This is a genomic window from Salininema proteolyticum (genome assembly GCF_042685645.1).
Taxonomy (GTDB): domain Bacteria; phylum Actinomycetota; class Actinomycetes; order Mycobacteriales; family Micromonosporaceae; genus Salininema; species Salininema proteolyticum.
In genome coordinates, this window is record NZ_JBHUNX010000001.1 from 1,020,246 (window position 1) to 1,046,662 (window position 26,417).

At 68.4% G+C, this 26,417-nt stretch carries 25 protein-coding genes; 14 read left to right on the forward strand and 11 right to left on the reverse strand.

The window, feature by feature from the left end:
- Positions 1-25: 25 nt before the first annotated feature.
- The gene (locus ACFTE1_RS04830; RefSeq protein WP_380618130.1) at positions 26-511 is read right to left on the reverse strand and encodes a hypothetical protein; all 486 of its coding nucleotides are present in this window, start codon (positions 509-511) and stop codon (positions 26-28) included.
- Positions 504-1,271: an alpha/beta hydrolase gene (locus ACFTE1_RS04835; protein WP_380618131.1), complete on the reverse strand. Its 768-nt coding sequence runs from the start codon at positions 1,269-1,271 to the stop codon at positions 504-506. Before ACFTE1_RS04835 ends, ACFTE1_RS04830 begins: the two co-directional genes overlap by 8 nt.
- A 278-nt stretch (positions 1,272-1,549) precedes the next feature.
- Here ACFTE1_RS04835 and ACFTE1_RS04840 point away from each other — a divergent pair, with 278 nt between their 5' ends.
- Complete coding sequence (locus tag ACFTE1_RS04840) at positions 1,550-2,236, forward strand: lysophospholipid acyltransferase family protein (RefSeq protein ID WP_380618133.1); 687 nt, start codon at positions 1,550-1,552, stop codon at positions 2,234-2,236.
- A gap of 205 nt (positions 2,237-2,441) precedes the next feature.
- Here ACFTE1_RS04840 and ACFTE1_RS04845 read toward each other — a convergent pair whose 3' ends face one another.
- Positions 2,442-3,131, reverse strand: a complete 690-nt coding sequence (locus ACFTE1_RS04845; RefSeq protein ID WP_380618134.1) for a Crp/Fnr family transcriptional regulator — start codon at positions 3,129-3,131, stop codon at positions 2,442-2,444.
- Positions 3,132-3,461: 330 nt separating this feature from the next.
- Here ACFTE1_RS04845 and ACFTE1_RS04850 point away from each other — a divergent pair, with 330 nt between their 5' ends.
- From ACFTE1_RS04850 to ACFTE1_RS04860, 3 genes are all read left to right on the forward strand, one after another.
- Positions 3,462-3,998 (forward strand): polyadenylate-specific 3'-exoribonuclease AS, encoded by a 537-nt coding sequence (locus ACFTE1_RS04850; RefSeq protein ID WP_380618135.1) that lies wholly within the window; start codon positions 3,462-3,464, stop codon positions 3,996-3,998.
- An 849-nt stretch (positions 3,999-4,847) separates the two neighbouring features.
- The gene (locus ACFTE1_RS04855; protein WP_380618136.1) at positions 4,848-5,876 is read left to right on the forward strand and encodes a 6-phosphofructokinase; all 1,029 of its coding nucleotides are present in this window, start codon (positions 4,848-4,850) and stop codon (positions 5,874-5,876) included.
- A gap of 394 nt (positions 5,877-6,270) precedes the next feature.
- Positions 6,271-6,654: a hypothetical protein gene (locus ACFTE1_RS04860; RefSeq protein ID WP_380618137.1), complete on the forward strand. Its 384-nt coding sequence runs from the start codon at positions 6,271-6,273 to the stop codon at positions 6,652-6,654.
- Here the strand turns inward: ACFTE1_RS04860 and ACFTE1_RS04865 are convergent.
- On the reverse strand, positions 6,625-7,014 hold the full coding sequence (locus ACFTE1_RS04865) for a hypothetical protein (RefSeq protein WP_380618138.1): 390 nt from the start codon (positions 7,012-7,014) through the stop codon (positions 6,625-6,627). The genes ACFTE1_RS04860 and ACFTE1_RS04865 overlap by 30 nt on opposite strands.
- A gap of 398 nt (positions 7,015-7,412) precedes the next feature.
- Between ACFTE1_RS04865 and ACFTE1_RS04870 the strand changes: the two genes are divergently transcribed.
- Positions 7,413-7,814, forward strand: coding sequence for a hypothetical protein (locus tag ACFTE1_RS04870; RefSeq protein WP_380618139.1), 402 nt, complete (start codon positions 7,413-7,415; stop codon positions 7,812-7,814).
- A gap of 816 nt (positions 7,815-8,630) precedes the next feature.
- Complete coding sequence (locus ACFTE1_RS04875; protein ID WP_380618140.1) at positions 8,631-9,041, forward strand: hypothetical protein; 411 nt, start codon at positions 8,631-8,633, stop codon at positions 9,039-9,041.
- Between the two features lie 91 nt (positions 9,042-9,132).
- On the opposite strand, the gene ACFTE1_RS04880 is transcribed toward ACFTE1_RS04875, so the two are convergent.
- A complete protein-coding gene (locus tag ACFTE1_RS04880) occupies positions 9,133-9,972 on the reverse strand; it encodes a bifunctional 5,10-methylenetetrahydrofolate dehydrogenase/5,10-methenyltetrahydrofolate cyclohydrolase (protein ID WP_380618141.1) in 840 nt (279 codons plus the stop codon).
- Positions 9,969-10,592 carry a cyclodeaminase/cyclohydrolase family protein gene (locus tag ACFTE1_RS04885; protein ID WP_380618143.1) on the reverse strand — a complete coding sequence of 208 codons (624 nt, stop codon included), beginning with the start codon at positions 10,590-10,592 and terminating at the stop codon, positions 9,969-9,971. Before ACFTE1_RS04885 ends, ACFTE1_RS04880 begins: the two co-directional genes overlap by 4 nt.
- A gap of 164 nt (positions 10,593-10,756) precedes the next feature.
- On the opposite strand from ACFTE1_RS04885, the gene ACFTE1_RS04890 reads away from it, so the two are divergent.
- Together ACFTE1_RS04890 and ACFTE1_RS04895 are read left to right on the forward strand one after the other, a co-directional pair.
- Positions 10,757-12,139, forward strand: a complete 1,383-nt coding sequence (locus tag ACFTE1_RS04890; protein WP_380618144.1) for a class II 3-deoxy-7-phosphoheptulonate synthase — start codon at positions 10,757-10,759, stop codon at positions 12,137-12,139.
- A 254-nt stretch (positions 12,140-12,393) separates the two neighbouring features.
- Positions 12,394-13,398, forward strand: a complete 1,005-nt coding sequence (locus tag ACFTE1_RS04895; RefSeq protein WP_380618146.1) for an LLM class flavin-dependent oxidoreductase — start codon at positions 12,394-12,396, stop codon at positions 13,396-13,398.
- On the opposite strand, the gene ACFTE1_RS04900 is transcribed toward ACFTE1_RS04895, so the two are convergent.
- A complete protein-coding gene (locus ACFTE1_RS04900) occupies positions 13,395-14,144 on the reverse strand; it encodes a pyridoxamine 5'-phosphate oxidase family protein (RefSeq protein WP_380618147.1) in 750 nt (249 codons plus the stop codon). The genes ACFTE1_RS04895 and ACFTE1_RS04900 overlap by 4 nt on opposite strands.
- Positions 14,145-14,474: 330 nt before the next feature.
- Complete coding sequence (locus ACFTE1_RS04905; protein WP_380618148.1) at positions 14,475-15,422, reverse strand: acyltransferase domain-containing protein; 948 nt, start codon at positions 15,420-15,422, stop codon at positions 14,475-14,477.
- A 247-nt stretch (positions 15,423-15,669) separates the two neighbouring features.
- On the opposite strand from ACFTE1_RS04905, the gene ACFTE1_RS04910 reads away from it, so the two are divergent.
- On the forward strand, positions 15,670-16,026 hold the full coding sequence (locus ACFTE1_RS04910; protein ID WP_380618149.1) for a hypothetical protein: 357 nt from the start codon (positions 15,670-15,672) through the stop codon (positions 16,024-16,026).
- The gene (locus ACFTE1_RS04915; protein WP_380618150.1) at positions 16,023-16,367 is read left to right on the forward strand and encodes a DUF3817 domain-containing protein; all 345 of its coding nucleotides are present in this window, start codon (positions 16,023-16,025) and stop codon (positions 16,365-16,367) included. The genes ACFTE1_RS04910 and ACFTE1_RS04915 overlap by 4 nt, the downstream gene beginning before the upstream one ends.
- A 248-nt stretch (positions 16,368-16,615) precedes the next feature.
- On the opposite strand, the gene ACFTE1_RS04920 is transcribed toward ACFTE1_RS04915, so the two are convergent.
- Entirely contained in the window at positions 16,616-18,742 is a 2,127-nt protein-coding gene (locus ACFTE1_RS04920; RefSeq protein WP_380618151.1) for an MMPL family transporter, read from the reverse strand.
- Positions 18,743-18,898: 156 nt separating this feature from the next.
- Between ACFTE1_RS04920 and ACFTE1_RS04925 the strand changes: the two genes are divergently transcribed.
- On the forward strand, positions 18,899-19,663 hold the full coding sequence (locus ACFTE1_RS04925; RefSeq protein ID WP_380618152.1) for a TetR/AcrR family transcriptional regulator: 765 nt from the start codon (positions 18,899-18,901) through the stop codon (positions 19,661-19,663).
- 48 nt (positions 19,664-19,711) lie between these two features.
- Here ACFTE1_RS04925 and ACFTE1_RS04930 read toward each other — a convergent pair whose 3' ends face one another.
- Both ACFTE1_RS04930 and ACFTE1_RS04935 read right to left on the reverse strand, forming a co-directional pair.
- Entirely contained in the window at positions 19,712-20,959 is a 1,248-nt protein-coding gene (locus ACFTE1_RS04930) for a L,D-transpeptidase (protein WP_380618154.1), read from the reverse strand.
- Positions 20,960-21,108: 149 nt separating this feature from the next.
- Positions 21,109-22,083 carry a coiled-coil domain-containing protein gene (locus tag ACFTE1_RS04935; RefSeq protein ID WP_380618155.1) on the reverse strand — a complete coding sequence of 325 codons (975 nt, stop codon included), beginning with the start codon at positions 22,081-22,083 and terminating at the stop codon, positions 21,109-21,111.
- Between the two features lie 296 nt (positions 22,084-22,379).
- Here ACFTE1_RS04935 and ACFTE1_RS04940 point away from each other — a divergent pair, with 296 nt between their 5' ends.
- The 3 genes from ACFTE1_RS04940 to mraY are packed head-to-tail and all read left to right on the forward strand — an operon-like array spanning position 22,380 to position 26,414.
- On the forward strand, positions 22,380-23,876 hold the full coding sequence (locus tag ACFTE1_RS04940; protein WP_380618157.1) for a UDP-N-acetylmuramoyl-L-alanyl-D-glutamate--2,6-diaminopimelate ligase: 1,497 nt from the start codon (positions 22,380-22,382) through the stop codon (positions 23,874-23,876).
- Positions 23,877-23,883: 7 nt separating this feature from the next.
- Complete coding sequence (locus ACFTE1_RS04945) at positions 23,884-25,290, forward strand: UDP-N-acetylmuramoyl-tripeptide--D-alanyl-D-alanine ligase (protein WP_380618159.1); 1,407 nt, start codon at positions 23,884-23,886, stop codon at positions 25,288-25,290.
- Positions 25,287-26,414, forward strand: coding sequence for a phospho-N-acetylmuramoyl-pentapeptide-transferase (gene mraY / locus ACFTE1_RS04950; RefSeq protein WP_380618160.1), 1,128 nt, complete (start codon positions 25,287-25,289; stop codon positions 26,412-26,414). Before ACFTE1_RS04945 ends, mraY begins: the two co-directional genes overlap by 4 nt.
- Positions 26,415-26,417: the final 3 nt, after the last annotated feature.

A 26,417-nucleotide genomic window follows, 5' to 3' on the forward strand; every position in this document is an offset into this window, starting at 1 on the left:
TACGCGACGGCACGACGCGGAAGCGTCAGACCACGGCCCCGTCGTCGGTCTCGTCGCGGTCGTCCTTCAAACGGTTGATCAACAGCCACACGCCCACGGCGAACAGCCCGATGCCGACCAGGCGGGCGAACGTGATCGGGAACGGCAGCCACTGCGGCCGGAACAGGATCACCAACGACACCAGGATCGACACCACCCCGCCGATCGCGTGCAGCGACGGCCAGGGGATCGGCGGCGGCTCCGGAGGAACGTACTCCTCCCGGTCCTCCTCGTCCTCGGGCAACTCGGCGTCCCACAAATCCAGCAGGCCCGGCTCCTCGTTCTCGGAGCGGTCCGCCACCGGCTCCTGCTCGGCCGCGGCGTCCGGCTCGGACTCCGCCTTCCGGTCGGCCTCGGCCTCCTTCTCGATCGCCTTCTCGGCCCCCGAGTCCTCCAGGCCGCCCACCAGCTCCCGGAACTTCTCGTCCACCTCGTCGGGGCCCAACGGCTCCTCGCGCTCGGACTCAGACACCGGAAGCCTCCTCGGCGAGCAGGGAACGGATGAACTCGACGCTCTCGGAGAAGATCAGCGGAGCGTCCCAGTCGAGCGTCGCCACGTGATAACTGCGCAGCAGGGTGGTGGCCTCCACCCGCTCCGACGACACCCCCGACTGGACGATGGCGCTGGCCCGCGGGTTCACCACGTGGTCCTGGGCGCTGGTGAAGAGGCGGACCGGCACGGTCACGCGCGCGAGCTCGGCACGCGTCGTCTTCCAGCCGCGCCGCAACGCCGCATAGGCCGCCAGCGGAGTGCGGTCGGTGGTCGACTCGCGGACGTCGGGCTTGGAGATGTCCGACCCGATCGTGCCGACAGTCGGCACCAGCGGATGAACCCACTGCGCGAGGAAACCGTGCGGCTTGTCGTCCTTGATCGCGGGATTGACCAGGAGGATGCCCCGCAGGCGGTCCCCGTGCAGCTCGGCCAGGCGCAACGTCAGCGACCCGCCCATGGAAAGGCCCCCGGCGAAGACCGGAAGCCCGAACGACTCGGCCTTCTCCAGCGCGTCGACCAGCTCCGCGAACCACTGGTCCCAACCGGTGCCCGCCAACTCACGCCACGACCGGCCGTGACCGGGGAGGATGGGGGCGACGACATGGAAGCCCTCGTCCCTGAGGTGCTCCCCCCACGGCCGCATGCTCGCGGGGTCGCCGGTGAAGCCGTGGCACAACAGCACCGTCGCCTCTGCCTCGGCCCCGGCGTCGAAAACGAAAGGCTCGCTAGAAATACCCACGAATGAATTGTGACACGCGAACGGTCCCGCGAACCAGCAGCGCCGCCCCCGATGGCGTTTTCCCGTCCGCGCGGCGGGACCGCGCCCGGAGCCCGTAGGAGACCTCACCGCTGCCCGAACCACGGCCCTCCCACCGCGCGGCACCCGGCGGAACAAGGCGTCCCGAGCCTCCGAGCCGGGGTTTCCCGCCGGGACACCGCCGACCAAGGGTAATATCGACAGAAGTTCATTTCGCCCCGACGCGCGGCCGTTGGACGCCGGCCGCTAAAAAGGTAACCGTGCTCTATCAATCGATGAAGATCGTCCTAGGCCCCTTCCTCCGCCTACTGTGGCGCCCCGACGCCCGAGGAGTCGAGCACGTCCCCGAAGACGGACCCGCCATCCTGGCCGGCAACCACGTCTCCTTCTCCGACTCGGTGTTCATGCCCCTCGTCCTGCCCCGACGGGTCCGCTTCATCGCCAAGGCCGAATACTTCACCGAGAAGGGCGTCAAAGGCTGGCTGAAACGCAACACCCTGACCGGGATCGGCTCCATCCCCGTGGACCGCTCCGGAGGAGACGAGGCCACCCGCGCCCTCCTGGCGGCGCAGCGGGTCGTGGAGAACGGCGAGCTGTTCGGCATCTACCCGGAGGGAACGCGCTCGCCCGACGGCAGACTCTACAAGGGAAAGACCGGCGTGGCGCGCCTGGCGCTCACCACCGGGGCGCCGGTCGTCCCGGTCGCCATGCTCAACACGGGAGAACTGCAGCCCATCGGCAGGAAGTTCCCCAGAATCGGCAGAGTCCGGCTGGTCTTCGGAGAACCCCTGGACTTCTCCCGCTACTCGGCCCACTCCTACGACCGAGCCTTCGAACGGGCCGTCACCGACGAGATCATGGACGCCATCCGCGGACTGTCCGGACAGGAATACGTCGACTCCTACGCCGCCGACGTCAAATCGCGATCCGACGACGCGCTCGGCTGACGGGCCCCGCACGCCCGGCCGGGGAGATCGCCGAACGACACGGAGAAGGAGGCTTCGCCGCCGGTCACGGCACCGGGAATGACCGCGGAGCCGGCGGAGGCGGTCCACCGCGACCACGGAGCGGCCACCGGTCGGCCGGTGCGCCGTCCCACTCGAATCCACAGTGGCCCGGGCCCGACGCCCGCCCGATCCCGGAGTCGGAGGACTACTGCTCGCTGAAACCCGCGCGCTTGCGCAGCGCGGCCAGATCGAGGATGAGGATCTTACGGCCCTCGGTGCGCAGCCAACCGCGCGACGAGAAGATGCCGATCGCCTGGTTGACGCTCTGCCGAGAACCGCCCGCCATCTCGGCCAGCTGGGTCTGGTTCAGCTCGATCGTCGGGAACTGGGACGAACGCTTCTGATCGGCCAGCCGCACCAGCGTCTTGGCGACGCGGCCCGGCAGGTCCAGGAAGACGTGGTCGCTGGACTGCTCCGTCAGGCGGCGGACGATCGCGCCCATGGACCGCAGCACGGCGTCCAACATATGCGGCGAGGCGTGCACCAGTTCGAGGAAGGACGTTCGCGACAGCGCCAGCGCCTCGACCTCTTCGAGCGCTTCGGCGGAGGCCGACCGCCGGGAACCGTCCAGCAGCGACACCTCTCCGAGCACTTCGGGCGCCCGGGCCACGTGCAACATGGCGCGCTCGCCGGTGGCGGCGGTGCGGAAGACGCTGACCGATCCCGAACGGATCATGATGAGGGACTCGCCCGGTTCCCCTTCGAAGAACAGCAGCCTTCCGCGAAGGTAGCGGCGGGGGACGGCCACCTCGGCGATCTGCTTGCGCGAATCGGCGTCCAGTCCGGCGAACATGGCCACACCTGCGAGCGGGTCGTCAGACGGGTGTACGCCCATATCTCTCCCCTTTCGACGGAACCGTGGGTAATTAGGTCCCTTCTTATGATCGCTGTCTTTTCTGTCCTTGTACAGAGGTTGGTAGGAGGTAATTGGCATGGATGCCCTGTCCTGGGCGATCGTCGCGTGACCGTCCGTCGTTGCCGTGTACGATTCTATCCGCGAAAGTTATACTAGTATGTCTGCTTTGACCGATTTACTCCGGTCCCCGTCCAGGCCGGGAGCCAGACCTTGATCTTATGGCGTAATGTCGAAAGAGAACGGTTAGCCGACACGCGAACACGAGTCTCATGCGAAAGTACGAGGCCACATCCCACGAAAGGTTGATGCGTGCCCTACAGGTACTTCTACGACACTGAGTTCATCGAGAACGGTGAGACGATCGACCTCGTCTCGATCGGCGTAGTCGACGAGCACGGCCGCGAGTACTATGCCATCTCCACGGAGTTCAACCCCGACGCGGCGGGCGAGTGGGTTCGGCGCAACGTTCTGGACAAACTCCCGGCCCCCGGCGACAAGCGCTGGAAGGACCGCTCCACGATCCGCGACGAGCTCTACGAGTTCCTCGTGTCCCCGGTCCGCAAGAAGGGCGGCACCCACCCCGGCGAGCGTGTCGAGCTGTGGGCCTGGTTCGGAGCCTACGACCACGTCGCCTACGCGCAGCTGTGGGGGACCATGCCGGCCCTCCCCAAGGCCCTGCCCCGCATGACGAAGGACCTGCGCCAGCGCTGGGACGACCTGGGGCGCCCCGAGCTTCCGCAGGCAGAGGACCACGAACTGCACGACGCGCTGGGCGACGCGCGGCACAACCTGCGCCGCTGGAGGACTCTGGAGAAGCAGCGCCAGTCGGTCGGCTGGAAGAACTAGCCGCCTCCCGGAACCCAGGGGCAGTTCGACGGAGCCTTCGAGCGGCCACGTCGAGTGCCCGCCATCGGCATCCCCGCCCCACCCCGACGACGGACGAGCGAAGTACCAGACGCTCTCCGCACGAAGACTTCTACGGGAACGCTCTGACTCCCCGAGCCGGCACGAGCCTCCCGCACTCCCGATTCCGTACGCGGCCGCCCGTGCGCCGGCACGGCGCGCGGTCCGCGATGCGACGGTCGTGACCCGGAGGCCGCCCGCGTCTCCCGCCGGCGTTTCGCCGTGCCCCGCAGTGCGACGGTCGCTCGCGGCGGCCATGGCCCGATCCTCCCGGCCTGGACAGGACCGCCCTGATGTGCTCCGACTCGGTTGGGCCCGACCCGATGTTCCACGGCTCGGTCGGACCTGCCTCTGCCCGGACCGACCCGACGTTCCCCGACCCGGCCGGACCCGCCTCTGCCCGGACCGACCCGACGTTCCCCGACCCGGCCGGACCCGCCTCTGCCCGGACCAGACTCTGCCCGGACCGACCGTGCCTGGGCCGACCCGACCCGACACGCCCCTCGGCCCGCGATATCCGCACGTCCACCCGACCCCGGCTCCGCTCTCGTGTTCGATTGCGTTCCGTACCTTCGCGCTGACGCCCCGGCGTTCCGGGGCCCGGCGGACGCACATGCCGTCCTGCGGACGCGGTCCTGTGCCGCGTGTCCTCTCCCTCCCCGCAGGCCCGCCCGCCCGGGCCCGATACGGTAAGCTCATAACCGGCAAAGGCGCCCATTTCAACGGGTGACGACCCCATATCTGCGCGGTCGGCCTCCCGGCTGGACATTAACGACGCAAGGAGAATTCCGCATGCGCATTGGCGTGCTCACCGGCGGCGGAGACTGCCCCGGCCTCAACGCGGTCATCCGCGGAGCGGTCCGCAAAGGCACCAAGGAATACGGTCACGAGTTCATCGGGTTCCGCTACGGCTGGAAGGGCCCGATCGAGGGCATCACCCAGCCGCTGAACTGGGACATCGTGGAAGGCATCTACGACCAGGGCGGCACCATCCTCCGCTCCAGCCGCACCAACCCCTACAAGGTCGAGGGCGGCGTCGAGGCCATTCGCAAGAACATGGCCGAGCTGGGCGTGGACGCGCTCATCGCCATCGGTGGCGAGGACACCCTGGGCGTGGCCAAGAAGCTCACCGACGACGGCATCAACTGCGTCGGCGTTCCGAAGACCATCGACAACGACCTCAACGCCACGGACTACACCTTCGGCTTCGACACGGCCGTCAACATCGCCACCGAGGCGATCGACCGCCTGTGGACCACCGCCGAGAGCCACGAGCGCGCCATCGTCGTCGAGATCATGGGCCGCCACGCCGGCTGGATGACCCTGCACGCGGGCATGGCCGGCGGCGCCAACGTCATCCTGATCCCCGAGGTCGAGTTCGACATCAAGCAGGTCATCGAGCACGTCCAGGCCCGCTTCGACGAGGGCAAGGCCTCCATCATCGCCTGCTCCGAGGGCGCCATGGCCAAGGGCGGCGAGATGCAGACCAAGGACGCCGAGGTCGACGCCTTCGGCCACGTCAAGCTGGGCGGCGTCGGCGACTGGGTCGCCGACCAGATCACCAAGGGCACCGGCCGCGAGACGCGCGCCGTCGTCCTGGGGCACACCCAGCGCGGCGGATCGCCGTCGGCCTTCGACCGCGTCCTGGCCACCCGTCTGGGCCTGCAGGCCGCCGACTCCGTCAACGAGGGCGATTTCGGCAAGATGATGGCCATGCAGGGCACCGACATCGTCCGCGTCCCGCTGGCCGAGGCCACCGCCGAGCTCAAGACCGTTCCGGTCGAGCGCTACAGCGAGGCCGAGGCCTTCTTCGGGCTGTAAAGACCACAGGAGGCCTTCGAGCGATCGGGGACCGAGCGGCTTTCGGGCGGTGAACACCCGGGAGCCGCAAGGACCGGACGAAAGTTCGAAACTCCGCCGAGACCGGGGGCTCGAGCATGCGCACTTCGCGTCTGCTCGAGCCCCCGGTCCCGTTTCGGCACCGACGAATGCCGGACAGCTCGGGCGTTTGGGCACTGAGAAATGCCGGACTGCTCGGGCGCTTTCGTCGCGGCGAACCGATCCGGCGAGCCGGAGCAATTCCGCGATGGCAGTGGCCGGAATACGCCTCCGGAGTGGGGGCAGCGGGGCGGGACGGGAAGACCATGGCGATGAGTGCTAGGTCACGTAGGGTATCTAAGGCGTCACTTGTCCTCCGGAGAATCGTTAACGGGGCATGCCGACTCTTCTCACCGCTCCCGCAATGGAGGCCGTTCCCCGGCTCACCGACTTCCGTTACCACCGGACCATCTACGACATCGGCTTCGAGGGTGTGGACCTGCCCGGCCTCGACGCGGACTTCTACCGGCGCTCCACCCCCGCAGGCGTCCTCAGCGTCGGGGTCTACCGCCTCCGCGGACAGGAGACCCACCGGGCCTGGGGCTGGGTCGGCGAGGAGCACTGCGCCTACCACGCCGTGGTCGATCCGTACTCGGGCATGCTTCAGGGGCCCGTCCCCGGCTGTCCGGACTTCGCGGTCCTCAAACTGGGCGACAGGCCCTACGGCTTCACGGTCGTCGACGCGGCCGGGCTATGCCGAACTTTCCTGCTCAGCCTCTGATGCCCGCTGCAGTGCCGCCGCTCGGCGCGTGTAGAGCACCGCGAGTGCCGTGACGGTCAGGCCGACGGCGAGGCCGTAGCCCTTCATGGCGTGTGAGACGCCGGGGGCGAACGCCAGGACGGCGACCGGCACTTGGACGATGCCGATGAGCGCCGCCATGAGCCAGCGGTTCTGTCCCCGTCCCCAGGCGAGCGCCGTGACGACGGGCGCCGCCACGATGAGCAGGCTCGCGATGTCGAGGAACCAGTGAAGAGCGGGACTGCTGACGCGGTCGTGCTGGAATGCCATCGCGGGGGACGCCACGGACAGCCCCCCGACCACAGTTGCGCTGAAAAGGGCAAGACGACGTGTGCGTGTCATTGCCACACCTCCTATTCGCATAGGCATTCACCATAGGGGCGCCGTGGGAAAGGAACTGTCGGGAATGCGTCTCTGAAGCTGTCCGCTACCGGTCAGCGGCGATTCACGTTCAGGGGTTGCGCAATGCGGAAAGCCTTGCCTTACTTACTTTCTGGTAACACTTGCCGTGGGCACGATCTCATTTCACATTGCGCGCCCGGCGATTGCGGTGCACAGGAACAACGGGTAAGCTGAAGTACCGTTGAAGTCCACTTGAATTCCCCTGGGACGCAATGACGGCGACAGGGAGCGGAAAGTCGGACCATCCCCGCCCGGAACTCACTCGATCGGGTGAAGTCAATTTAGTGTGCCCGCTATCGGTCCCATTTTGGAACCAAGAAACCTGTGAAGGAGAATTCGTGTCACTGGTGACCTTGTTCAAGGTGAGCATTACGAACGTTATCAGTCTGGCTCCCGGTGAATCTGACAGGGCATCGCGAAGGCGCCGGAGCGAGCTGGCGCAGGTCAAGGAAATGTTCGGCGATATGAAGGAGCAGAGGCGCACACTGTACCTCAAGGGGTACCGGCGCGGGGACAACGAGCTCCAGGAGGTCTATTGGGACCGGATGGGGCATGAAAGGGTGATTCCCTGGAAGCTCGCCGGCAGCATGAACCGTCACTTCACCGATATGAACCGGATTGAGGCCTACGAGGACGGCCCGAGCACGGGAACGTTGAAGAGGATGCGGAAGAATCTCGTCAAGGACCTCCCGAAGTTCCGGCACAGCATCGCACAGGTGAGCTTCAAGGTGGACGAATGATCCGCTGTGCCGGCGAAATCGGCCGACACCCCGCCGACCGCTCTCACCGGCGCCGGTTGAGGGCCATCCAGATCCCGGACAGGCCTAGGGTGGCCACCGCGCCGAGCAGCCCGAGGAACAGTGCGAGGTCGATGACGGCCTCGCGGGAGAACTCCCACTCCATACCTTCAGACTGCCATATGAGCTGCGGCTTTTGAAGCATCGGCGTGGTCGCCGGGACGGTTTTCAGCGACGGATTCGCGACAGTTCGCCCTGTTCCGTCTGGAACGGCGGAAAGGGGAGGAGTGCGCTTGGCGGGGACGGCGGTAATGAACCGGCCTCGGAATTCCGAAGCCCGGCGGTGTCGCGGGGACAGCGGCGGTGAACCGGCTCCGGCGGGACGAGGCGAGGCGGCTTCGCAGTGGTGGTGGCGCTTTGCGGCGGGCGGGTCTTTGCCGGTACCCGCCCCGGGCCGTCTTTCCGGGGGTCCTCTGCGCGCATCTTCAACGCGGAGCACGGGATCGCCACCGGGCGCGGTGAGGGACGCCTTCACACGGGTTGTTTCCGCTATCGTGCCCGCGTCGACGCGGACACCGGGAATAGGCCATCGACCGGTACCACGATGCGTCCCTCGCGCCAGCGCCGACGCGGACACCGGTTCCGCACGTAGCGGGGCGATCTGGACGTTTTCGGTGTTGTCTTGTGTACCAAGCGTTCTGATCTCGAACGGGGGTGTAGTCTATCGGGACCCGGCCTTCCCAGGGCCGGGACGCGCCTCTCGGCCCCGTGCCGGCGGCGTGCGAAAGGCCGGATTGTCAACTCTATCGAGGAGAGGTTTTGGGCTCTTTCATTTCCATCCACCGTGTCGAGCGGCTCAAGTTCCGCCTGGGCGGCCCCCTGACTGACCAGGGGTGGCCCCGGACCGAGGACTCGGCCAAGCGCCGAGAGCTGCTCAAAGAGGTGCGCGCCGAGTTCGATCGGCTCGACTCCCTGCGGCAGCAGCTCTACCGCCTGGGGCACCGGCCCGAGGACGGCGAGGCCCAGACCGCCTACTGGGACCGCCTCGGACACGACGGCGTGCTCCCTTGGGACCTGGCACATGCCTTGAACCTTCTCGTCCATTACCGGGACAGGATCGTGGCCATGCCCTCCGGGCCGAGCGCCCGAAGCCTGAAGAACATCAGGCGGGACCTGGCCAGGACGATTCCGAGGTTCAGCCAGGAGATCGCACTCCTGCCCCGTCGGTAGCCCGACGGGAAGAGGAGAGGGCCCGCCGGTCGTCCCGGCGGGCCCTCTCCCGTGGTCGGACGGACCCGTTCGCGGGCCGACGCGATCGGGCTCAGAGCTGCTGTTCGGCGGCCTCCACGGCGTGGAGCAGCAGCAGCCCGGTGGTCACGGGCCCCACGCCTCCCGGCACGGGCGTGACGGCCCCGGCCACCGAGGCGGCGGAGTCGAAGTCCACGTCGCCCACCAGGCCGCCGTCGGCGGTCGGGTTGGTGCCCACGTCGACGACGACGGCACCGGGTTTGATGTAGTCGTTCTTGACCATCTCGGCGCGGCCGACGGCCGCGATGAGGATGTCGGCCTCCTGGCAGACGCGGGCCAGTTCGCGGGTCTTGGAGTGGCAGACGGTCACCGTCGCCGACTCGTTGACCAGCAGGAGCGCGGCGGGCTTGCCGACGACGGTGGAACGCCCGATGACGGCTACGCGCTTGCCGGCGAGCTCGGTGCCCGTGCGTTTGAGGATCTCCACCGAGGCGGCCGCGGTGGAGGGGGCCCAGGATCCCAGCCCGGCGGCGAGCCGGCCCAGGCTCTCGGGATTGGCGCCGTCGATGTCCTTGTGCCGCACAATGTGCTGCGCGACGTCGGCCAGGGCCACGCCCTCGGGCAGCGGCGTCTGGCAGATGATGCCGTGCACGGAGGCGTCGGCGCTCAGCTCCTGGAGCGCCTGGACGACCTCGTTGCGGCCGGGGTCGTCGAGCTCCACGATCCGGCACTGGATGTCCAGCTTGTCGGCCGACCGCGCGATCTGGCGGACGTACCAGGCGGTGGCCTCGTCCTTGGTGGGGACGACGACGGCGAGGGTCGGGACGACCCCCTCGGACCGGAGCTTCTCGGCGCGGTTGCCGGCCTCTTCCCGGATGGTCTTGGCGATGGCGCGCCCGTCGATCGTCTTCACGAGCGGATCCTTCCACTGACGGCGGCGATGATGGCCTCGGCCTGCACCTTGGCCTGGAGCGAGTCGTTGAGGTCCCCGGCGAGGCGCTCCCGCTCGTCGAAGTCCTTGATGGAGGCGAGGTTGATGTCGACGTTCAGCGCCGCCGACTCGAGCGCCGAGCGGGCGTTGGAGGCGGCCACGGCCACGTCGGAGAGCACATTGGGGTTCGAGTGGTCCAGGATGAGCCCCGAGAGCTTGATGACGCGGGCCGAGAGCCGGCAGACGGCCAGCGGCGTCTCGGCGGCCCGCACGAGGCCCTTCTGGATCGCCTCCGTCCGGGCCTGCTTCTCTTCGTCGGTCTCCTTGGGCATCTTGTAGGCGGCGATCACGCCGCTGAAAGCCGTCGCGTCCTCCTCGGCCAGGCGGATCCCCTCGTCACGGGCCTTGTCGGCCTCGGCGAGGACCTCCTTGGCGATGTCCTCGTGCTCGGCGTACTTGGGTTTGCCGATCGTCAGGTTGCACACCATGGACACCAGCGCCGCGCCCATGGCCGCGCTCATTCCGGCCGCTGCGCCTCCGCCGGGCGCCGGGGCCTCCGAGGCGAGCTCGGTCAGCCATTGCTCTGTAGTTGTCTGTCGCACGGCTTTCAGCATATAGGGACGGTCGGGACGTACGGGTGTTCCGTCGGCCTCTTTGAAGCGAAGCACATAAAGAATCGATAAACGTCCCATGAATTGTGTGTCACAGGCTGGGATGGACCCTATACGCTTTGAAGTGGCAGGTAACCGCGGCTACGATTGTCATTGTGAATCGCGAATGGCATCAACTGCGCAATCCAGGACTCGTACCCGCCGCTCCCCAGGCCGAGGAGGCCGAGCGTTTCGGGCTGGACTATTGGCGCAGCCTTCCGCGGAAGCATATGCCCCCATGGAAGGACTACGACGAGGTCACGGCCGTCGCGGGCGTGCTCGAAGGCGTCCCGCCGATCGTGGCGCCCTACGAGGTCAAGCGCCTGCGCGAGCTTCTCGCGGAGGTCGCCGAGGGGCGCGCGTTCGTCGTCCAGGGCGGCGACTGCGGTGAGACCTTCCTGTCCAACACCGAGTCCCACGTCCTGGCGAACATCCGCACGCTGCTGCAGATGGCCGTCGTGCTGACCTACGGCGCCTCCATGCCCGTCGTGAAGGTCGGCCGGGTCGCGGGCCAGTACTCCAAGCCGCGCTCGAACAACACGGACTCCCTGGGTCTGCCGGTCTACCGCGGCGACATGTTCAACTCGCTCGAGCCCACGGCCGAGGCCCGCGTCTGCGACCCGCAGCGCATGATCCGCGCCTACGCCAACTCGGCGGCGACGATGAACATGCTCCGGGCCTACCTGGGCGGCGGCCTCGCCGACCTGCAGAGCGTCCACCTGTGGAACAAGGACTTCGTCCGCAACTCTCCGGCCGGCGAGCGCTACGAGGCGATCGGCCGCGAGATCGACCGCGCGATGGCCTTCATGGAGGCCTGCGGCGTGGAGGACAACGCGCTGCACACCGCCGAGGTCTACGCCTCGCACGAAATGCTCGCCATCGAGTACGACAGGGCCCTGACCCGCGTCTTCGACGGCGAGGTCTACGGCCTGTCGGGGCACATGCTGTGGTCGGGCGAGCGGACCCGCCAACTCGACGGCGCCCACCTGGACTTCCTCTCGCGCCTGGCCAACCCGGTCGGGTGCAAGATCGGTCCGACGGCCAAGCCGGAGGACGTGGTCGAGGTCTGCAACAAGCTCAACCCGGACAACATTCCGGGCAAACTGGTCCTCATCTCCCGCATGGGGCACGGCAAGGTGCGCGAGGCGCTGCCCCCGATCGTGGAGAAGGTCGAGGCCAGCGGCCGCAAGGTCGTGTGGCAGTGCGACCCGATGCACGGGAACACCTTCGAGGCCAGGGGCGGCTTCAAGACCCGCGCCTTCGACCACGTCGTCGACGAGGTCCTTGGCTTCTTCGAGGTGCACCGCAACCTCGGCACCCACCCGGGCGGCATTCACATCGAGCTGACCGGCGACAACGTGACCGAGTGCGTGGGCGGCGCCCAGGAGATCAAGGAGGACGAGCTGGCCGACCGCTACGAGACGGCCTGCGACCCTCGCCTGAACACCCAGCAGTCGCTGGAGCTGGCGTTCCTCGTGGCCGAGATGCTGCGCCACTAGGTCAGAACAGGTGAAGGAGGGCGGGAGCGTGAGCTCCCGCCCTCCTTCGCTCGCGTCCCCGGCCCGCCCTCGGTGAGGCGCCGCCGACAATCTATCCACACAGGAGCGCCTCCGGGCGGGCAAGCGGTGTCGGTGGGCTCTCCCCAGACTGGACGCTAATCGGACATACGCGTGCGGCCAGGTGTTTCGCTGCTTGAAGAGGCGGCCGGCCTCTGCGATCCTAAGTGGTATCCGACGGGAGAAAGGCGGCCGGCATGGCGCTCACAGTGGACTTCGACATCTTCCTGGCGGGCGGACGGGTGCCCGACAGGGAACCGGACAGCACGCTGCGCGACCTCGTGGACTACACGAAGGCGGCCGAAGAGGCCGGCTTCGACACGGCCTGGGTGGCCGAACACCACTTCATCGACTACGGCCTCAACCCCTCGGCGGTCACCCTGGCCTCGCACCTGCTGGCGGCCACGCAGAGGATCGCGGTGGGCACCGCCGTGGCCATGCTGGGGCAGCGCCACCCGGTCGAGGTCGGGGAGGAGACCGCGCTGCTGGAGGCCCTGGCCCCGGGACGGTTCCGCCTGGGCGTGGGCCGGGGCGGGCCATGGGTGGACCTGGAGGTCTTCAACTCGTCGCTGGAGCGCATGGAACGCGGCTTCGAGGAGTCGCTGACGCTGCTGAGGGAGTGGCTGACGTCGAGCGGCGACGTGTGGGCGTCGGGGGAGTTCTTCCAGTTCCGCCCGGTGGCACCCGTCCCGGCGGCGCCGTACAAACCGGGGGATCCGAACCTGTTCTGGGTGGCGGCCATGAGCGAGGGCACGGCGCGGCTGGCGGGCAGGCTCGGAGTGCCGCTGCTGCTGGGCATGCAGGGGACTCCGCAGGACCATGCGCTCCTGATCGACGTGTGGCGCCACGAGGCGGACGCGGCGGGGCACGACGCGGAGGCGGCGCAGCACGCCGCGGCGGTGTTCGCCCAGGTGCTGGATCGTCCGGGCGACCGGGAAGAGCTGCGGCGCCGGATGACCGGCCTCTTGAGGACCACCGAGCAGTACCAGTCGCTCCTGTCGCGCAAGCCCCGCGACTATGCGGCCTATGTGGACTTCCTCTTCGACACGCATGCGGTCGGCGCGCCCGACGAGGTGGTGCAGAAGCTCTACGCTGCCGCGGACGTCTCCGGCGTCAGCCGTCAGATCCTCTTCGTCGAGGGTATGCGCCGGCCTGAGGCGGTGCGGGACAACATCGCGGCGATCGGAAGGACACTGGGCTAGGGTCGCCGAGCGCGGCCAGGGCCGAAGGGTCCCGCGAATGAGGGCGAGAGCCCGCCGCGGGGCCCTTCGGCGGTTCGGCGGAACCGGGAACCCGGTCCTCCGGACGTTAAGTAGAGCTTGGAGGCGTACTGCGCCCCGTAGTGCTCCTCCAAGCTCTCCAGCGATTCGGGCGTGTTCTGCGAGCTCTTGACCAGCTCGGCCGTGGAGGGAAGGACCTCCGGCTCCCAGGTCTCCGGACTCCAGAGCCGAGAGCGCATGAAGGCCTTGGCGCAGTGGAAGAAGACCTGGTCGATTTCCACCACGAGGGCGAGGTCGGGCCGGTGGCCCTTGACCACCAGGTCGTCGAAGAACGGGGCGTCGCGCACGATCGTGGCGCGGCCGTTGATCCTCAGAGTCTCCCCGCGCCCGGGGATCAGCGAGATGATTCCGACGTGCGGATTGCGGAGGACATTGAAGAACCCGTCCATCCTCTTATTGCCCTTGCGTTCGGGGACGACGACGGTCTCGTCGTCCAGGACGTGGATGAGTCCCCGGGGGTCGCCCTTGGGCGAGGCGTCGCAGTTGCCCTCGGCGTCGCTGGTGGCGAGGACGCAGAACGGCGAGTTGGCGAGCCACTCGCGATCGATGGGCAGAAGCCGGCTGCGGTCTTTGGTCGCCGCCCTCTCGGCCGGATGTCCGACCAGATCGCGCAGTTCGCCTTCGTCCTCTATGGCCGTCCACGTGCCGGTGCTGGATTCCCTTGTCATGCCGGGCCTTTCCGTGCGATGGGAGCCCATCCTATCTCCGGGGCGCGCGGCGGGGCCATTCCATTCGTCGCCTGGGCGGAGCGAACGGGCCTGGATGCGGAGAGCCTTGGTGTCCTCGTGTGAGGATTTCGGCCCCCGCCGAATGGACTGGGTAGCAGGCCGCGTCGCGCGGCGCATGCCGTGCCGTACGGCGAAGGCCGGTCCGAACCGGGGTACACGGACAGGGCCACCGCTTCGCGGTGGCCCTGTGAAGTGGATTTCAGCGGTTTTCCACTGTGAAGTACATCGGTACGGACTCGCGCCGTGATGTGCTTCAGGAACGGGAAGGAGTCAGGACCGGCGGACCGAGAACGGCTTGCCGAAGAGTTTCTCCAAGTTGAGCACTCCCATGCGGCTCTTCCACTGCACGTCGGCGTCGAAGCCCTCTGCCAGAGCCTTGCGCAGCGAGTTGTTGCGCGGCAACTGGGCCGACGGGACCGGCTCGGGCAGCGAGAAAGCGAAGCGGCGCAGGTCGCTCGCGGCATCGCGACCGGTGTTCTCCTCCGGCCCGATCAGGTCGAACAGCGACGCGAACGAGCGGATATTGGAACGCCGCGGCAGCCAGTCGTCCAGCTGCGGGTCCAGCAGCCACGAGTCGCAGGTGAACCGGATGTCGTCCGGGCCGGGGAAGAAGTCGGGGAACGCCTTGGGGAAGAACTGCTGGGCGGCCTCGACCGACTCTCCGATCCCCTCGTGGGTCAGCGGCCCGCCCTCCTCGCGGATGTGCATGCCCAGGTGCGGGGCGGTGCTCGAACCCTCGATGCAGTACTGCAGCCGCCCCAGCTGGTAGAGCGTCCCCTTGACGTGCCCGGTGAACCAGAAGGCCACGTCGAGCCCGGCGCGGTGATAGAGGCGCCGGTTGAGCCGCAGCTTCTCGCCAACGTCGCTCATGATCCGCCGCGAATGCACCTGGTTGACATTATGGCGGCGGTGGAAGGCCACCATGTCGTCCAGCGCCGCGAGCACGGGGTAGAGCCCGAGCAGCGCGCCCGGGATGGTGTCGCCGGGCATCTTCGGCCACTGGCGCCAGCCGGTCCCGCCCATATTGCCGACGATGTCCTGGTAGAGCCGGTTGGCCGTGTCCAGCTGCTCGGCCGAGAGCTGGCTGGAGGCCTCGGCGGCCTCCTGGGCGTCGAGCACGTCGGCGTTGCACCATTCCAGCAGCCGGTTGTAGATGAGACTGCGGTCAGGGTGCCGGTAGGGCTTGCAGGAGTCGATCTCGGGCAGATCCGTGGTCACTGAGCGGCCTCCGTAGGTCGGGACGGCGGTGTCCTCCGCATGCTGTCGCGGAGGCTGCGTTCAGTATGTCACCCCGCGGAAGGCGCCTCGACGTCGCGTTTTCGACAGTGGCGATCCAGTCTGGCCGGACGGGCCGGACGCTGGGGTTCGGGCGTGGTGACGGCCGGTTCGGAGGCGGAGCGTAACGGGGGACATGGCCCACCGCACTGCGGACTCCGCCGACGGGCGCGGCTGCTAGTCTGGCCGCATGAAGACAGCCCGCGAATCCCGCCCCCAGGGCTGGAGGCGCCTGTTCACTCCGGCGTGGATCTTCCTGCACGTCCTCGCTGCCATCCTGATTCCCTTCTTCTTCGGCATGGGCTACTGGCAGCTGTCCAGGGCCCAGGGCGGGAACGCGCTCAGCTGGGGTTACGCACTCGAATGGCCCGTGTTCGCCCTGTTCACCCTGTTCCTGTGGATCCGCCAGATGCGGATCGAGCTGAACCAGGGAGAGCCGGGCGGGAAGAAGAAGCGCACGGAGAAGGACGAACCGCCTCCGATGCGCTCGCCGTGGGAGACCGACATCCTGGTCCGCCGGGAAGAGGAAGGAAGAGCGCTCGGATGAACGCGCAGTTGAAACGCTTCAGGATCGTGTCCTACATTGTGTCGACGTTCCTCATCGTGCTCATGTTCGTGGCGATCCCCGCCAAGTACGTCTGGGGCTTCGACACCCTGTCGACGGTCATCAGCCCTATCCACGGCCTGTGCTACATGCTCTACCTGGTCCTCGGATTCCAACTGGCGCAGCAGGCCGGATGGAAGTTCTGGCCCGAGACGGTCGGCCTGCTCCTGGGCGGCACCGTTCCGATCGGCTCGTTCTTCGTGGAGCGCTGGGCGCACCGGAAGATCCTCGAAGAGCACCCGCAGGCCGCCGACCCGAAGGTCCGCGAGGAAGAGGCGGTCTAGCTCCGCCGGCCCGGCGACCGTTGCGCGGGCGGACGGCCCGAGCGGGGTACCGCGAGGACCGAGGCCGCACGGGTGCTCGGCCCGAGGGACACGCACAGCTACAAGACGCCGAAGGGCGCCCGAGACCGCGCGGGCGGACGGCCCGCGAGGCCTTCCCAGGCCCGAGACTCACACGGAAGAAAGGGGCTCCCCGGTCGGGGAGCCCCTTTCCCGTTACCCGCAGGCCTCCCGCACGGGAGGTGCGCCTTCTACCGGACTCCGGCCGGCTCGCGGTCCGGCTCGGGTTCGGACTCCTTGATCTGGTACTTGGCGTACAGGCGGTCCAGCGGGCGCGGAACCCACCAGTTCGCACGGCCCAGCAGCCTCATCGTAGAGGGCACCAGCAGCATGCGGACCACCGTGGCGTCCAAGAGTATGCCGATGGCCATGCCGATGCCCAACATCTTCATGAACAGCACCCCGGACAGCCCGAAGGCGCCGACGACCACGATGAGGATGGCCGCCGCGGCGGTGATGATCGACCCGGTCGACTGCATCCCCCGCAGCACCGCCGTCCGGTTGTCGGCGCCCCGGTCCCACTCCTCGCGCACCCGCGACAGCAGGAAGACCTCGTAGTCGGTCGACAGGGCGAAGAGGATGACGCCCATCAGCAGGATCGCCGACGGGTCGACATAGCCGGAGGCCTCGAAGCCCAGGACCCCGGAGAGGTTCCCGTCCTGGAACATCCACAGCGTCGCCCCGATCGCGGCCGCCAGGGACACGAAGTTCATGAGCACCGCCTTGATCGGCAGGAGCATCGACCCGAAGGCCAGGAACAGGACCACCAGGGTGACCAGGACGATGAAGCCGGCGGCCCAGGGCAGGCCCTCCTCGATGGCGGCGAAGCTGTCGACCAGCTGGGCCGGCATCCCCGTGACGGCGGACTCGGTGTCCAGCGCCCGGATGTCCCGAACGATCCCGCGCGCCTCCTCGGAGAACGGCTCGGCGTCGTAGACCACCTCGAACAGTGTCTCCGTCTCGGCAGTGGCGACGGAACGCACGTCGGTGACGCCGTCGACCCCCGACAGCTCGGCGGCGAAGGACTCGGCCTCCTCGGCCGGCAGGTCCACCATGACCTTGAGCGACTCTTGGCCGCCGCCGGGGAAGTCCGCGGCGATGGTGTCGGTGACCTGGCGGGACTCGACGTCCGCGGGCAGCATCCGCTCGTCGACCCCGCCTCCCTTGAACCCGAGGGCGGGCAGGGCGAGCACGGCCATGGCGGCGAGCACGGCGACCAGGACGGGGACCGGGCGCTTCATGACCACGCCGCCGACCTTGGACCAGAATCCGGACCCCGCCTCGGCCTTCACCTTGCGCAGGCGGCCCTTGTCCACGCGGGGGCCGAGGAGGTAGAGGATCGCCGGCAGCACCAGCAGCGCGCCGAGCATGGCGACGCCGACGGCCGACATGACGCCGAACGCGATGCCGTGCAGGTACGGCACGTCGATGAACAGCAGCCCGGCCATGGACAGGATGATCACCACGCCCGAGACCGTCACGGTCCTCCCGGCCGTCGAGACGGTGGACAGGATCGCGTCGCGCTTGCCGGCGCCGCCCGCCAGCTCCTCCCGGAACCTCTTGAGCACGAACAGCGAGTAGTCGACGCTCATGCCCAGGCCGATGATGGTGATGACGTTGGCGGCGAACACCGAGACGTCGGTGAAGTTCGCGATGACGTGGGCGATGGAGAGCCCGCCGAGGATCGACAGGCCTCCGATGACCAGCGGCATGGCCGCGGCGACGGCGGCGCCGAAGACGAACAGGGTGATCAGCAGCAGGATCGGCATGGAGACGGCCTCGCCGAGCACGAGGTCGGACTGCACCTGCCGGTTGACGTCGGCGAAGACGGCGGACTCTCCGCCGAGCCTCACGTCCAGGCCGTCGGCGGACCGGAGGTCGGCCTCCACGGCCTCGTAGACGTCGCGGCGGTCCTCGACGTCGTCGCCCTCGAGCCCCACGACGGCGATCGTGGAGTGGCGGTCGGCGGAGACGAGGTTCTCCGCGCCTCTGTCGAAGTAGGAGGCGATGTTGTCGACGCCGTCCAGGCCCCGCACGTCCTTCACGGCGGCGGTGGCGTCGGCGACGAATCCGGGGTCGTCGACGGTGCGGTCGGGATCGGAGTAGAGGATCACCACGTCGCCGTCGACGGAGCCGAAGGCGTCGGTGACCGCCTCCTGGTCCTGCGACAGGGGCGAGTCCTCAGGGTAGTAGCCGCCGTCGGTGAGCTTGTCGAAAAGCCCCAGACCCCACGTGGAGCCCAGGGCGACGACGCCGAGCGCGGCGGCGATGAGCAGCCAGCGCCCTGCTATGACGGCGCGGCCGATTCGGGTGTACATGGCGGTGCTCCTCAGTCGGGAACGGCCTAGGCGCTCGCGGCGGAGCGCCATCGGCGCTAAGATGTGACTAGTGAACATTTAGCTAACGGTGTTCACGCTAGCGAACGATGTTCACAAGTGCAATGCTCTTGCAATGAAACGGACGTGAGAAATCCTGTGAATTCTGGCACTTCCGAGGGCGCCTCGCGCCGTGAGCGGCTGCGCGCCGAGTTCACCGCCGACATCAAGCGGGTCGCGCGCGAACAGTTGAACGAGGACGGCCTCCACGGCGTCACCCTGCGCGGGATCGCGCGCCGGCTGGGCGTGGCGCCGGCCGGCCTGTACCGCTACTTCGACAGCCTGGAGGCCCTCATCGAGGCCCTCAACTGCGACATATACGACGACTTGATAGCGGGCGCCCGCCGGGAGATGGAAGCGGCGGGGGAGGGGCGTTTCGAGCGGATGAGGGCGTGGGTCATGAACTACCGCGCCTGGGCGGTCGGGAACCCCCGCGAGTTCGAGCTCACCCTCTACTCCGGCGGGGCCACGCACAGCCCGATACACACCTTCCACACCCACCTGCGGAACCCCGTGGAGGAACTGTCCCCGGCGGCGCTCAAGGCGATGGAGCACGCCCGCCTGTGCGGCGGCGAGCTGGGCGAGCTGTGGCGCGAGCGGTCGGAGGAGTTCGACCCGGTGCCGATGCCCGAGATGTCGGAAGCGCTCCTGGAGGAGGTCGCCCGCACGTGCGGGGCGTTCATCGTGGGGGAGGGCGTGCCGGCGGAGATGTCCTACCGGTTCATGTCGGGATGGACGAGAGTGTTCGGGCTGATCGCCATGGAGGTCCACCAGATGCTGCCGATCCGCGACGAGGTGGACGAGTTCTACCGGGTCGAGCTGGCCTCGATCCTGGCCGGATTCGGCCTCGACACCTCCGTATAGGAAGGGGGCCGGGATCGACGCGGTCCCGGCCCCCTTGCGCGGTGTCTTCTAGGACTCGGTGAGGTAGGAGCCCGCCAGGACGTCCTCCCAGGACAGGTCCCACGACGTGACGCCGTCGCCCTGCGGCAGGGAACGCCCGGTGTTCTTGACCTCGATGGGGTCGCCCCACTTGCAGTACTCGTAGACCCACTCGGCGTCGGCCGTGTCCAGGTTGATGCAGCCGTGCGAGCCGTTCGTCTTGCCCAGCTTGTCCTTGGCCCACGGGGCGGAGTGGATGTACTGCCCGTTCCAGGTCAGGCGCATGCCGAAGTCGATCTCGATGTCCTCGTAGTCGAACTCGGCGGAGCTGAACTCGATGTCCTTCTCGCGGCTCATGATGATCATGTTGCCGGTGTAGGAGCGGGTGTCCATCTTCTTCCCGTCCTTGTCCGGGAGCTCCTTGGCGCCCAGCGAGGTCGGGAACTGGTTGACGGAGGCGCCGTCGCGCTGGCAGTCGAACCTCTTGTTGCTGTCGTCGACGACCATCTTGCGCAGCTCGGTGTCGGTCGTGAAGGAGCCGGACAGGTCGTACTGCCCGTAGGTGCCGTCGCCGAAGTCGACGCCGCCGAGCGCCAGGCGCCAGCTGACCGCGGTGCCGGGCTTCCAGTACTCCTTGGGCCGGTACTCGAGCTTGGAGGCGTTGATCCAGTGCCAGGAGGCCTCCTGGGCCGGTTCGGAGGTCACGAAGAGGCGCCGCTCCACGGCCTTGCGGGCCTCCTCGGGGACCCCGTAGCCGACGAACTCGAAGTAGACCACGGCGGCCTGGCCGACGGTCGTGTTGTCGGGGCTGTAGACCTGCACCTCGGCGCGGGACTCGGGGGAGGCGATGACGGTGAACGTCGTGGCGCCCGTGACCTCCTCGCCCTCGGCCTCCGCGGTGACTGTCGCGGTGTAGGTCGCCTCCCACTCGAGCGGTTGGGAGGGGATCCAGCTGGTGCCGTCGGGGTGGAACTCCCCGGCGACCTCTTCGCCGCCGTCCTTGGCGAGCTTGACCTCCTTGGGCTCCCCCTTCGCGGGGTCCCAGGTGATCTCCGCGGCGGCGGTGGCCTCGGAGGACCCGTCGGCCGGAGCGAGGCCGAGGACGTACATCGGCTCCTCTTCCGGCTCCTTGTCCCCGTCGCCCTTGGAGTTGATCTTTCCGTCCCCGCCGGAGCAGGCTGCCAAGCCCGAGGCGGCGAGGCCCGCCATGCCCAGGGCGAGGGTCCTGCGGCGGGTCACCGTCCCCCGGAGGGTCGGCTCGGCTTCTTTTCCACTCATGATCTAAACGTACACACTCTCAGGAGATGAGGAATCTTCGTCAGGCGATCAGTATAACGCGCCCGGGCACAAGGGTATCCGCAGCTCCGGCGTCGTAGCAGCGCACAGCGGCGCGGCACCGGAGGGTGATGACGCGTCTCATGCCGGGGCTATCTCCAGGAGACGTGGACGTGGTTGGTGTGGTCGCTGTTGGGGTCGCCGCCGCCGTGGAGGTAGGCGGTCCAGCCGGTGGCCGGGGACCAGAACTGCTTGTACCAGATCACGTACTTGACGCCCAGCTCCTCGGCGTACTGGACGAACCAGGCGGCCAGGTTGTCGCCGTACGTCTTGTTCTGCCCGCCGGCGACCCCGCCGAATCCGCCGCTGGAGACGGAGTAGTCGCAGGCCTGGCCCGTGGAGTGGTCGCTGCCCGGCTCATAGCGGTAGCAGCGGGTGAAGCGGGTGAATCCGGACAGCTTGGACTCCTCTAGGCCGTGCAGGGCGCGCGGGGAGAGGCAGCCGGTGGTGGTCGGGTCGGTCTCGGAGCAGGACTCGTAGGGCAGCGATCCGTCCGGGTTGCGCGACACCGGGATCGGGGCGCGGAAGTCGCCCGGCGCCGGCCCGGTCGCGTTGTCGCCGCTGGAACCGGCCATCTCGCGGGCGGCGGCGCGCCGCTTCTCGTCCAGCTCGGCGGTGAGGCGGTCCTGCTCGTCGATGTTGGCGTCCAACTCGTCCTGGACCGACTCGATCTCCTGGACCCGCGCGACCAGTTCTTCGACCCGCCGCGCACGGGACTCGCCGAGAAAGTCGAGCATGGTCATGGCCTCCAGCATGTCGGAGGTCTCCCCGGTGGCGAGCATGGCCGACACGGAGTAGGTGTCGGACTGGGTGAGCGCTATCCCCGCGAACTCCGCGAGTTCTTTCTTGAGCTCTTTCTGGAGCTTTTCGGAGTCCTTCAATTCCTCCTTGAGGCTCTTCTGCTCCTCCTTCAGCGAGGTCAGTTTCTCCTGGGCCTCGAGATACTCGTTGATCGTGGTGGAGAGTTCGTCGGAGATCGATCCCTCTCCCGAGCCGGAGTCCTGCGCCCGTGACTCGGCGGGAGGGAGGAAGAGCAGGGCTAGGAGGAGGATTCCTATGGCGGCCACGGGGGTTTGCCTGCGAGTGCTCGACAGAGTCACGGGTTGCGGATCCTTATGGCTAGACATGACGGAGAATCGGCTCGCACCCAGACTAGAACGTGAACAACGGTCTATGTTTTGGGGGTCCGGCCATAAGCGCAGCGCGTTCGCCCGATAGCTGGGCGCGTTTCCACTCCGTTCTGGAGAATCGCACCGGCCTCTCACGGAGCGCCATTCCGGCGCCGCATCCCGCCCGATCCCTTTCGGACCACTCTTGGACCGATCGGAGTTCGGCGTCCGAAGGCCCGGTGTATGGTCGGTCGGTGCCATCCATTCCACGACCTGAGACGACCGAACCGTACCCGCTGAGCGGCCTGGCCGACCTCATTCCCGGCGCCGCCGAAGCGACTGTCTCCGTCACCGGAGTCTCCCTGGCCAGCAAACAGGTAGAGCCCGGCGACCTCTACGCGGCCATCCCCGGCGCCAACCGCCACGGAGCGGAGTTCACCGCCGAGGCGGCCGAACGCGGAGCCGTCGCCGTTCTCACCGACGCCGCCGGAGCCGACCTCGTCGGCGGCCTCCTCCCCGTGCTCACCGTCGACGACCCGCGCGGCATGACCGGACCGGTCGCCGGCCGCGTCTACGGCAAGCCCGGCGAGAAGCTCAACGTCATCGGCATCACCGGCACCAACGGCAAGACCTCGACCGCCTACCTGGTCGAGCACCTCCTCGCGAAGGCCGGGCGCACGACCGGCATCATCGGCACCGTGGAGACCCGCATCGGCGACTACACCGTGCAGTCCAAGCGCACCACGCCCGAGGCCCCCGAACTGCAGGCGCTCTTCGCCTTCGCCGTCGAGCGCGGCGTGACCGACATCGTCATGGAGGTCTCCAGCCACGCGCTCGCGCTCGGCCGCGTCGAGGGAACCCCCTTCGCCGTCGCCGGATTCACCATGTTCGGCACCGACCACCTCGACTTCCACCGCGACCTCGAGGACTACTTCTCACAGAAGGCGCGCCTCTTCGACGGCCGCGCCAAGGCCGAGGTCGTCAACATCGACGACGCCTGGGCCCGCCGCCTCCTCTCCGACGGCGTCGCCACCTACTCCCTGCGGGACGAGAACGCCGACTACTTCGCCCACGACCTTCGCGTGGAGGGCTTCGCGCAGCACTTCTCCCTCTCGCACCTCGGCGACCGGGCCGAAGCGGCCCTCCCGATCCCCGGGCGCCACAACGTGTACAACGCCGCGCTCGCCATCGCCCTGGCCGACATCCTCGGAATCCCGCCCGCCGACAGCGCCGCGGCCCTGTCCGACTTCACCGGGATCCCCGGACGCATGGAGATGGTCAGCGGCGCCTCCCCCGTCCGCGGAGTGGTCGACTACGCCCACAAGCCCGAGGCCATCACCGCCGTCCTCCAGGAGCTCAAGCTCTCCACCCCCGGACGCGTCTTCGCCGTCCTCGGCGCCGGGGGCGACCGTGACCAGCACAAACGCCCGCTCATGGGCGCCGCCGCGGCCGAAGGGGCCGACATCGTCATCGTCACCGACGACAATCCGCGCACCGAGGACCCCGCCCGCATCCGCGACCAGGTGGCCGCGGCGGTCACCGGCGTCGAATGCCGTACCATCGCAGGGCGGGAGGCGGCCGTCCGCGAAGCCGTCGCCCTGGCCGGTCCCGGCGACACGATCGCCCTGCTCGGCAAGGGACACGAGACCTACACTGAGACCGCGGAGGGAATCGTCGAATCCGACGACCGCGTCCTCTTGGCCGAGGCTCTGCGCGACGCCGGATACCCGCCACAGACCGCTGAGGAGTAGCACACCCATGATCCCCATGACCCTGGCCGAGGTCGCTTCAGTCACCGGCGGCCGGCTCTCTGACGCCGCCCTGGCCGACGTCGTCGTCGACGGCGCGGTCGAGCACGACTCGCGCCGAGTCGGGGCCGGAGACCTATTCCTCGCCCTGGAGGGCGAACGGGTCGACGGACACCGCTTCGCCGAGGACGTCTCCGCCAAAGGGGCCGTGGCCACCCTCGCCACCAAGGAGGTCCCGACCGCCGCGATCTATGTGGACGACGGCATCGAGGCCCTCACCAAGCTCGCCTCCGCCACCGCGCGCCGCACCGACGCCGCCATCGTCGGAGTCACCGGGTCCAACGGCAAGACCTCCACCAAGGACCTCATCGCCGCCGTGTGCGAGACGGCCGGACCGACGGTCGCCACCCGCGGCAACTTCAACAACGAACTGGGCCACCCCTACACCGTCTGCCAGGTCCGCCCCGAGACCCGCTACCTCGTCCTCGAGATCTCCGCGCGCGGCATCGGGCACATCCGCCACCTCACCGAGATCGCCCCGCCCAGTATCGGCGCGGTCCTCAACGTGGGCATCAGCCACCTCGACGGATTCGGCTCCATCGAGAAGACCGCCGAGGCCAAGAGCGAACTGCCCGCCGCGCTCCCGGAGACCGGCACCGCCGTCCTCAACGCCGACGACCCGCGCGTCGCGGCGATGGCCGACGTGACCGACGCCCGCGTCCTCACCTTCGGCCGCGGAGAAGAACCGAGCATCGCCGCCGAGGACGTCGACCCGCGCGACGGACGCCACGCCTTCACCCTCCGCGCCCCCGACGGAAGCGCCCGCGTCGAGCTCGAAGTCTGGGGAGCCCACCAGGTCTCCAACGCCCTCGCCGCGGCCGGAGTCGCCCACGCCCTCGGCATCCCCGCCGAGCAGACCGCCCGCGCCCTCTCCGGCGCCCCGCGGCGCTCGGAACGGCGCATGGACGTCTTCACCAACCCCGCCGGAATCGCCGTCATCGACGACTCCTACAACGCCAACCCCGCCTCGATGGCCGGCGCCGTGCGGAGCCTCGCCGCCCTGCCGGCCGAAGGGCGCCGCTTCGCCGTGCTCGGCCTCATGGCCGACCTCGAAGAGCTCAGCGAGGACGAACACCGCAAGATCGGCGCGCTCGCCGTCGAACTGTCCATAGACAGGGTCATCGCCGTGGGCGAGGGCACCGAGCCGCTCGCCGGGGCGGCCGGGGAACGAGCCCGCCACGTGGCGACCCAGGACGAGGCCGTCGCTATCCTGGCCGAGGAGGCCCGCCCCGGCGACGCCGTCCTCGCCAAGGGATCGCGCTACCGGACGTGGGAGGTCGCCGACTTCCTCCGCGCCCAGACCGAAGCCCCCGCCGGGTACCCCGCAGAAGATTCTCAGGAGGAGAAGATCCAGTGAGAGCCGTAATCCTGGCCGCCTTCCTGGCGTTCACACTGACAATGGTGCTGACGCCTTTGGCGGCCAAGCTGTTCCGCCGCCTCAAAGCGGGCCAGCCGATCCGCTCCGAAGGCGTCCAGGCCCACCTCGCCAAGGCCGGCACCCCCACCATGGGCGGCGTCGTCTTCATCTTCACCGCCTGCGTGGCCTTCCTCGCCGGCCACGGCGTCCTCATGATGATCCCCGAGGCCGACGAGTTCGCGCGCCCCCGCGGCGTCACCGCCACCGGCGCCACCCTCATCGGCATCTTCGTCCTCGCCGGCTTCGTCGGATTCCTCGACGACTGGAAGAAGATCCGCAAGAAGAACTCCGGCGGCATCTCCGGAAAGGCCAAGATCGCCGGGCTCTCCCTCGCGGCCGCCGGCGTCGGATCCTTCGCCTCCTACTACACCGGCTCCCTGACCGGCAACGACCGCGGACTGACCGAGACGGTCTTCTCCCCCTACGTCTCCTTCACCCAGGACATCGGCTCACTGCCGCTGACCCAGATCGGCACCGTCGTCCTCTTCGTCTTCGTGGTCAACGCCGCGGGCAACGGCGCCAACCTCACCGACGGACTCGACGGCCTCCTCACCGGCACCTCCATCATGGTCTTCGGCGCCTACCTCCTCATCGGCTTCTGGCAGTACCGCCACTGGTGCGGCAACCAGAACCCGACCAACACCTCCTTCTGCTACGACGTCCGCGACCCCGTCGAGATCGCCCTCGTGGCCGGCGCCGTGGCCGGAGCACTGTTCGGATTCCTCTGGTGGAACACCTCCCCGGCCACGATCTTCATGGGCGACTCCGGATCCCTCGCCCTCGGCGCCCTCATCGCCGGCATGGCCTTCGCGACCAAGACGATCTTCCTGCTCCCCGTCATCGGCGCCCTGTTCGTCATCGAGACCATGGGCAGCATGATCCAGTACACGTCGTTCAAACTCACCCGAAAACGGGTGTTCCGCATGGCGCCCATCCACCACCACTTCGAACTCGCCGGATGGAGCGAGGTCAACGTCGTCGTCCGCTTCTGGATCATCGCCGGCATCGGAGTGGCCCTGGGCCTCGGATTCTTCTTCGCCGACTTCCTCCGCGCGGCGGGATAGGAG

What these genes read in the sequence shown, in the direction of transcription:
- ACFTE1_RS04845 (WP_380618134.1), bottom strand. Translation starts at nt 3,131, where the DNA reads ATGGGCGTACACCCGTCTGACGACCCGCTCGCAGGTGTGGCCATGTTC.
- ACFTE1_RS04855 (WP_380618136.1), top strand. Translation starts at nt 4,848, where the DNA reads ATGCGCATTGGCGTGCTCACCGGCGGCGGAGACTGCCCCGGCCTCAAC.
- ACFTE1_RS04860 (WP_380618137.1), top strand. Translation starts at nt 6,271, where the DNA reads ATGCCGACTCTTCTCACCGCTCCCGCAATGGAGGCCGTTCCCCGGCTC.
- ACFTE1_RS04865 (WP_380618138.1), bottom strand. Translation starts at nt 7,014, where the DNA reads ATGACACGCACACGTCGTCTTGCCCTTTTCAGCGCAACTGTGGTCGGG.
- ACFTE1_RS04895 (WP_380618146.1), top strand. Translation starts at nt 12,394, where the DNA reads ATGGCGCTCACAGTGGACTTCGACATCTTCCTGGCGGGCGGACGGGTG.
- ACFTE1_RS04900 (WP_380618147.1), bottom strand. Translation starts at nt 14,144, where the DNA reads ATGACAAGGGAATCCAGCACCGGCACGTGGACGGCCATAGAGGACGAA.
- ACFTE1_RS04910 (WP_380618149.1), top strand. Translation starts at nt 15,670, where the DNA reads ATGAAGACAGCCCGCGAATCCCGCCCCCAGGGCTGGAGGCGCCTGTTC.
- ACFTE1_RS04915 (WP_380618150.1), top strand. Translation starts at nt 16,023, where the DNA reads ATGAACGCGCAGTTGAAACGCTTCAGGATCGTGTCCTACATTGTGTCG.
- ACFTE1_RS04920 (WP_380618151.1), bottom strand. Translation starts at nt 18,742, where the DNA reads ATGTACACCCGAATCGGCCGCGCCGTCATAGCAGGGCGCTGGCTGCTC.
- ACFTE1_RS04930 (WP_380618154.1), bottom strand. Translation starts at nt 20,959, where the DNA reads ATGAGTGGAAAAGAAGCCGAGCCGACCCTCCGGGGGACGGTGACCCGC.
- ACFTE1_RS04945 (WP_380618159.1), top strand. Translation starts at nt 23,884, where the DNA reads ATGATCCCCATGACCCTGGCCGAGGTCGCTTCAGTCACCGGCGGCCGG.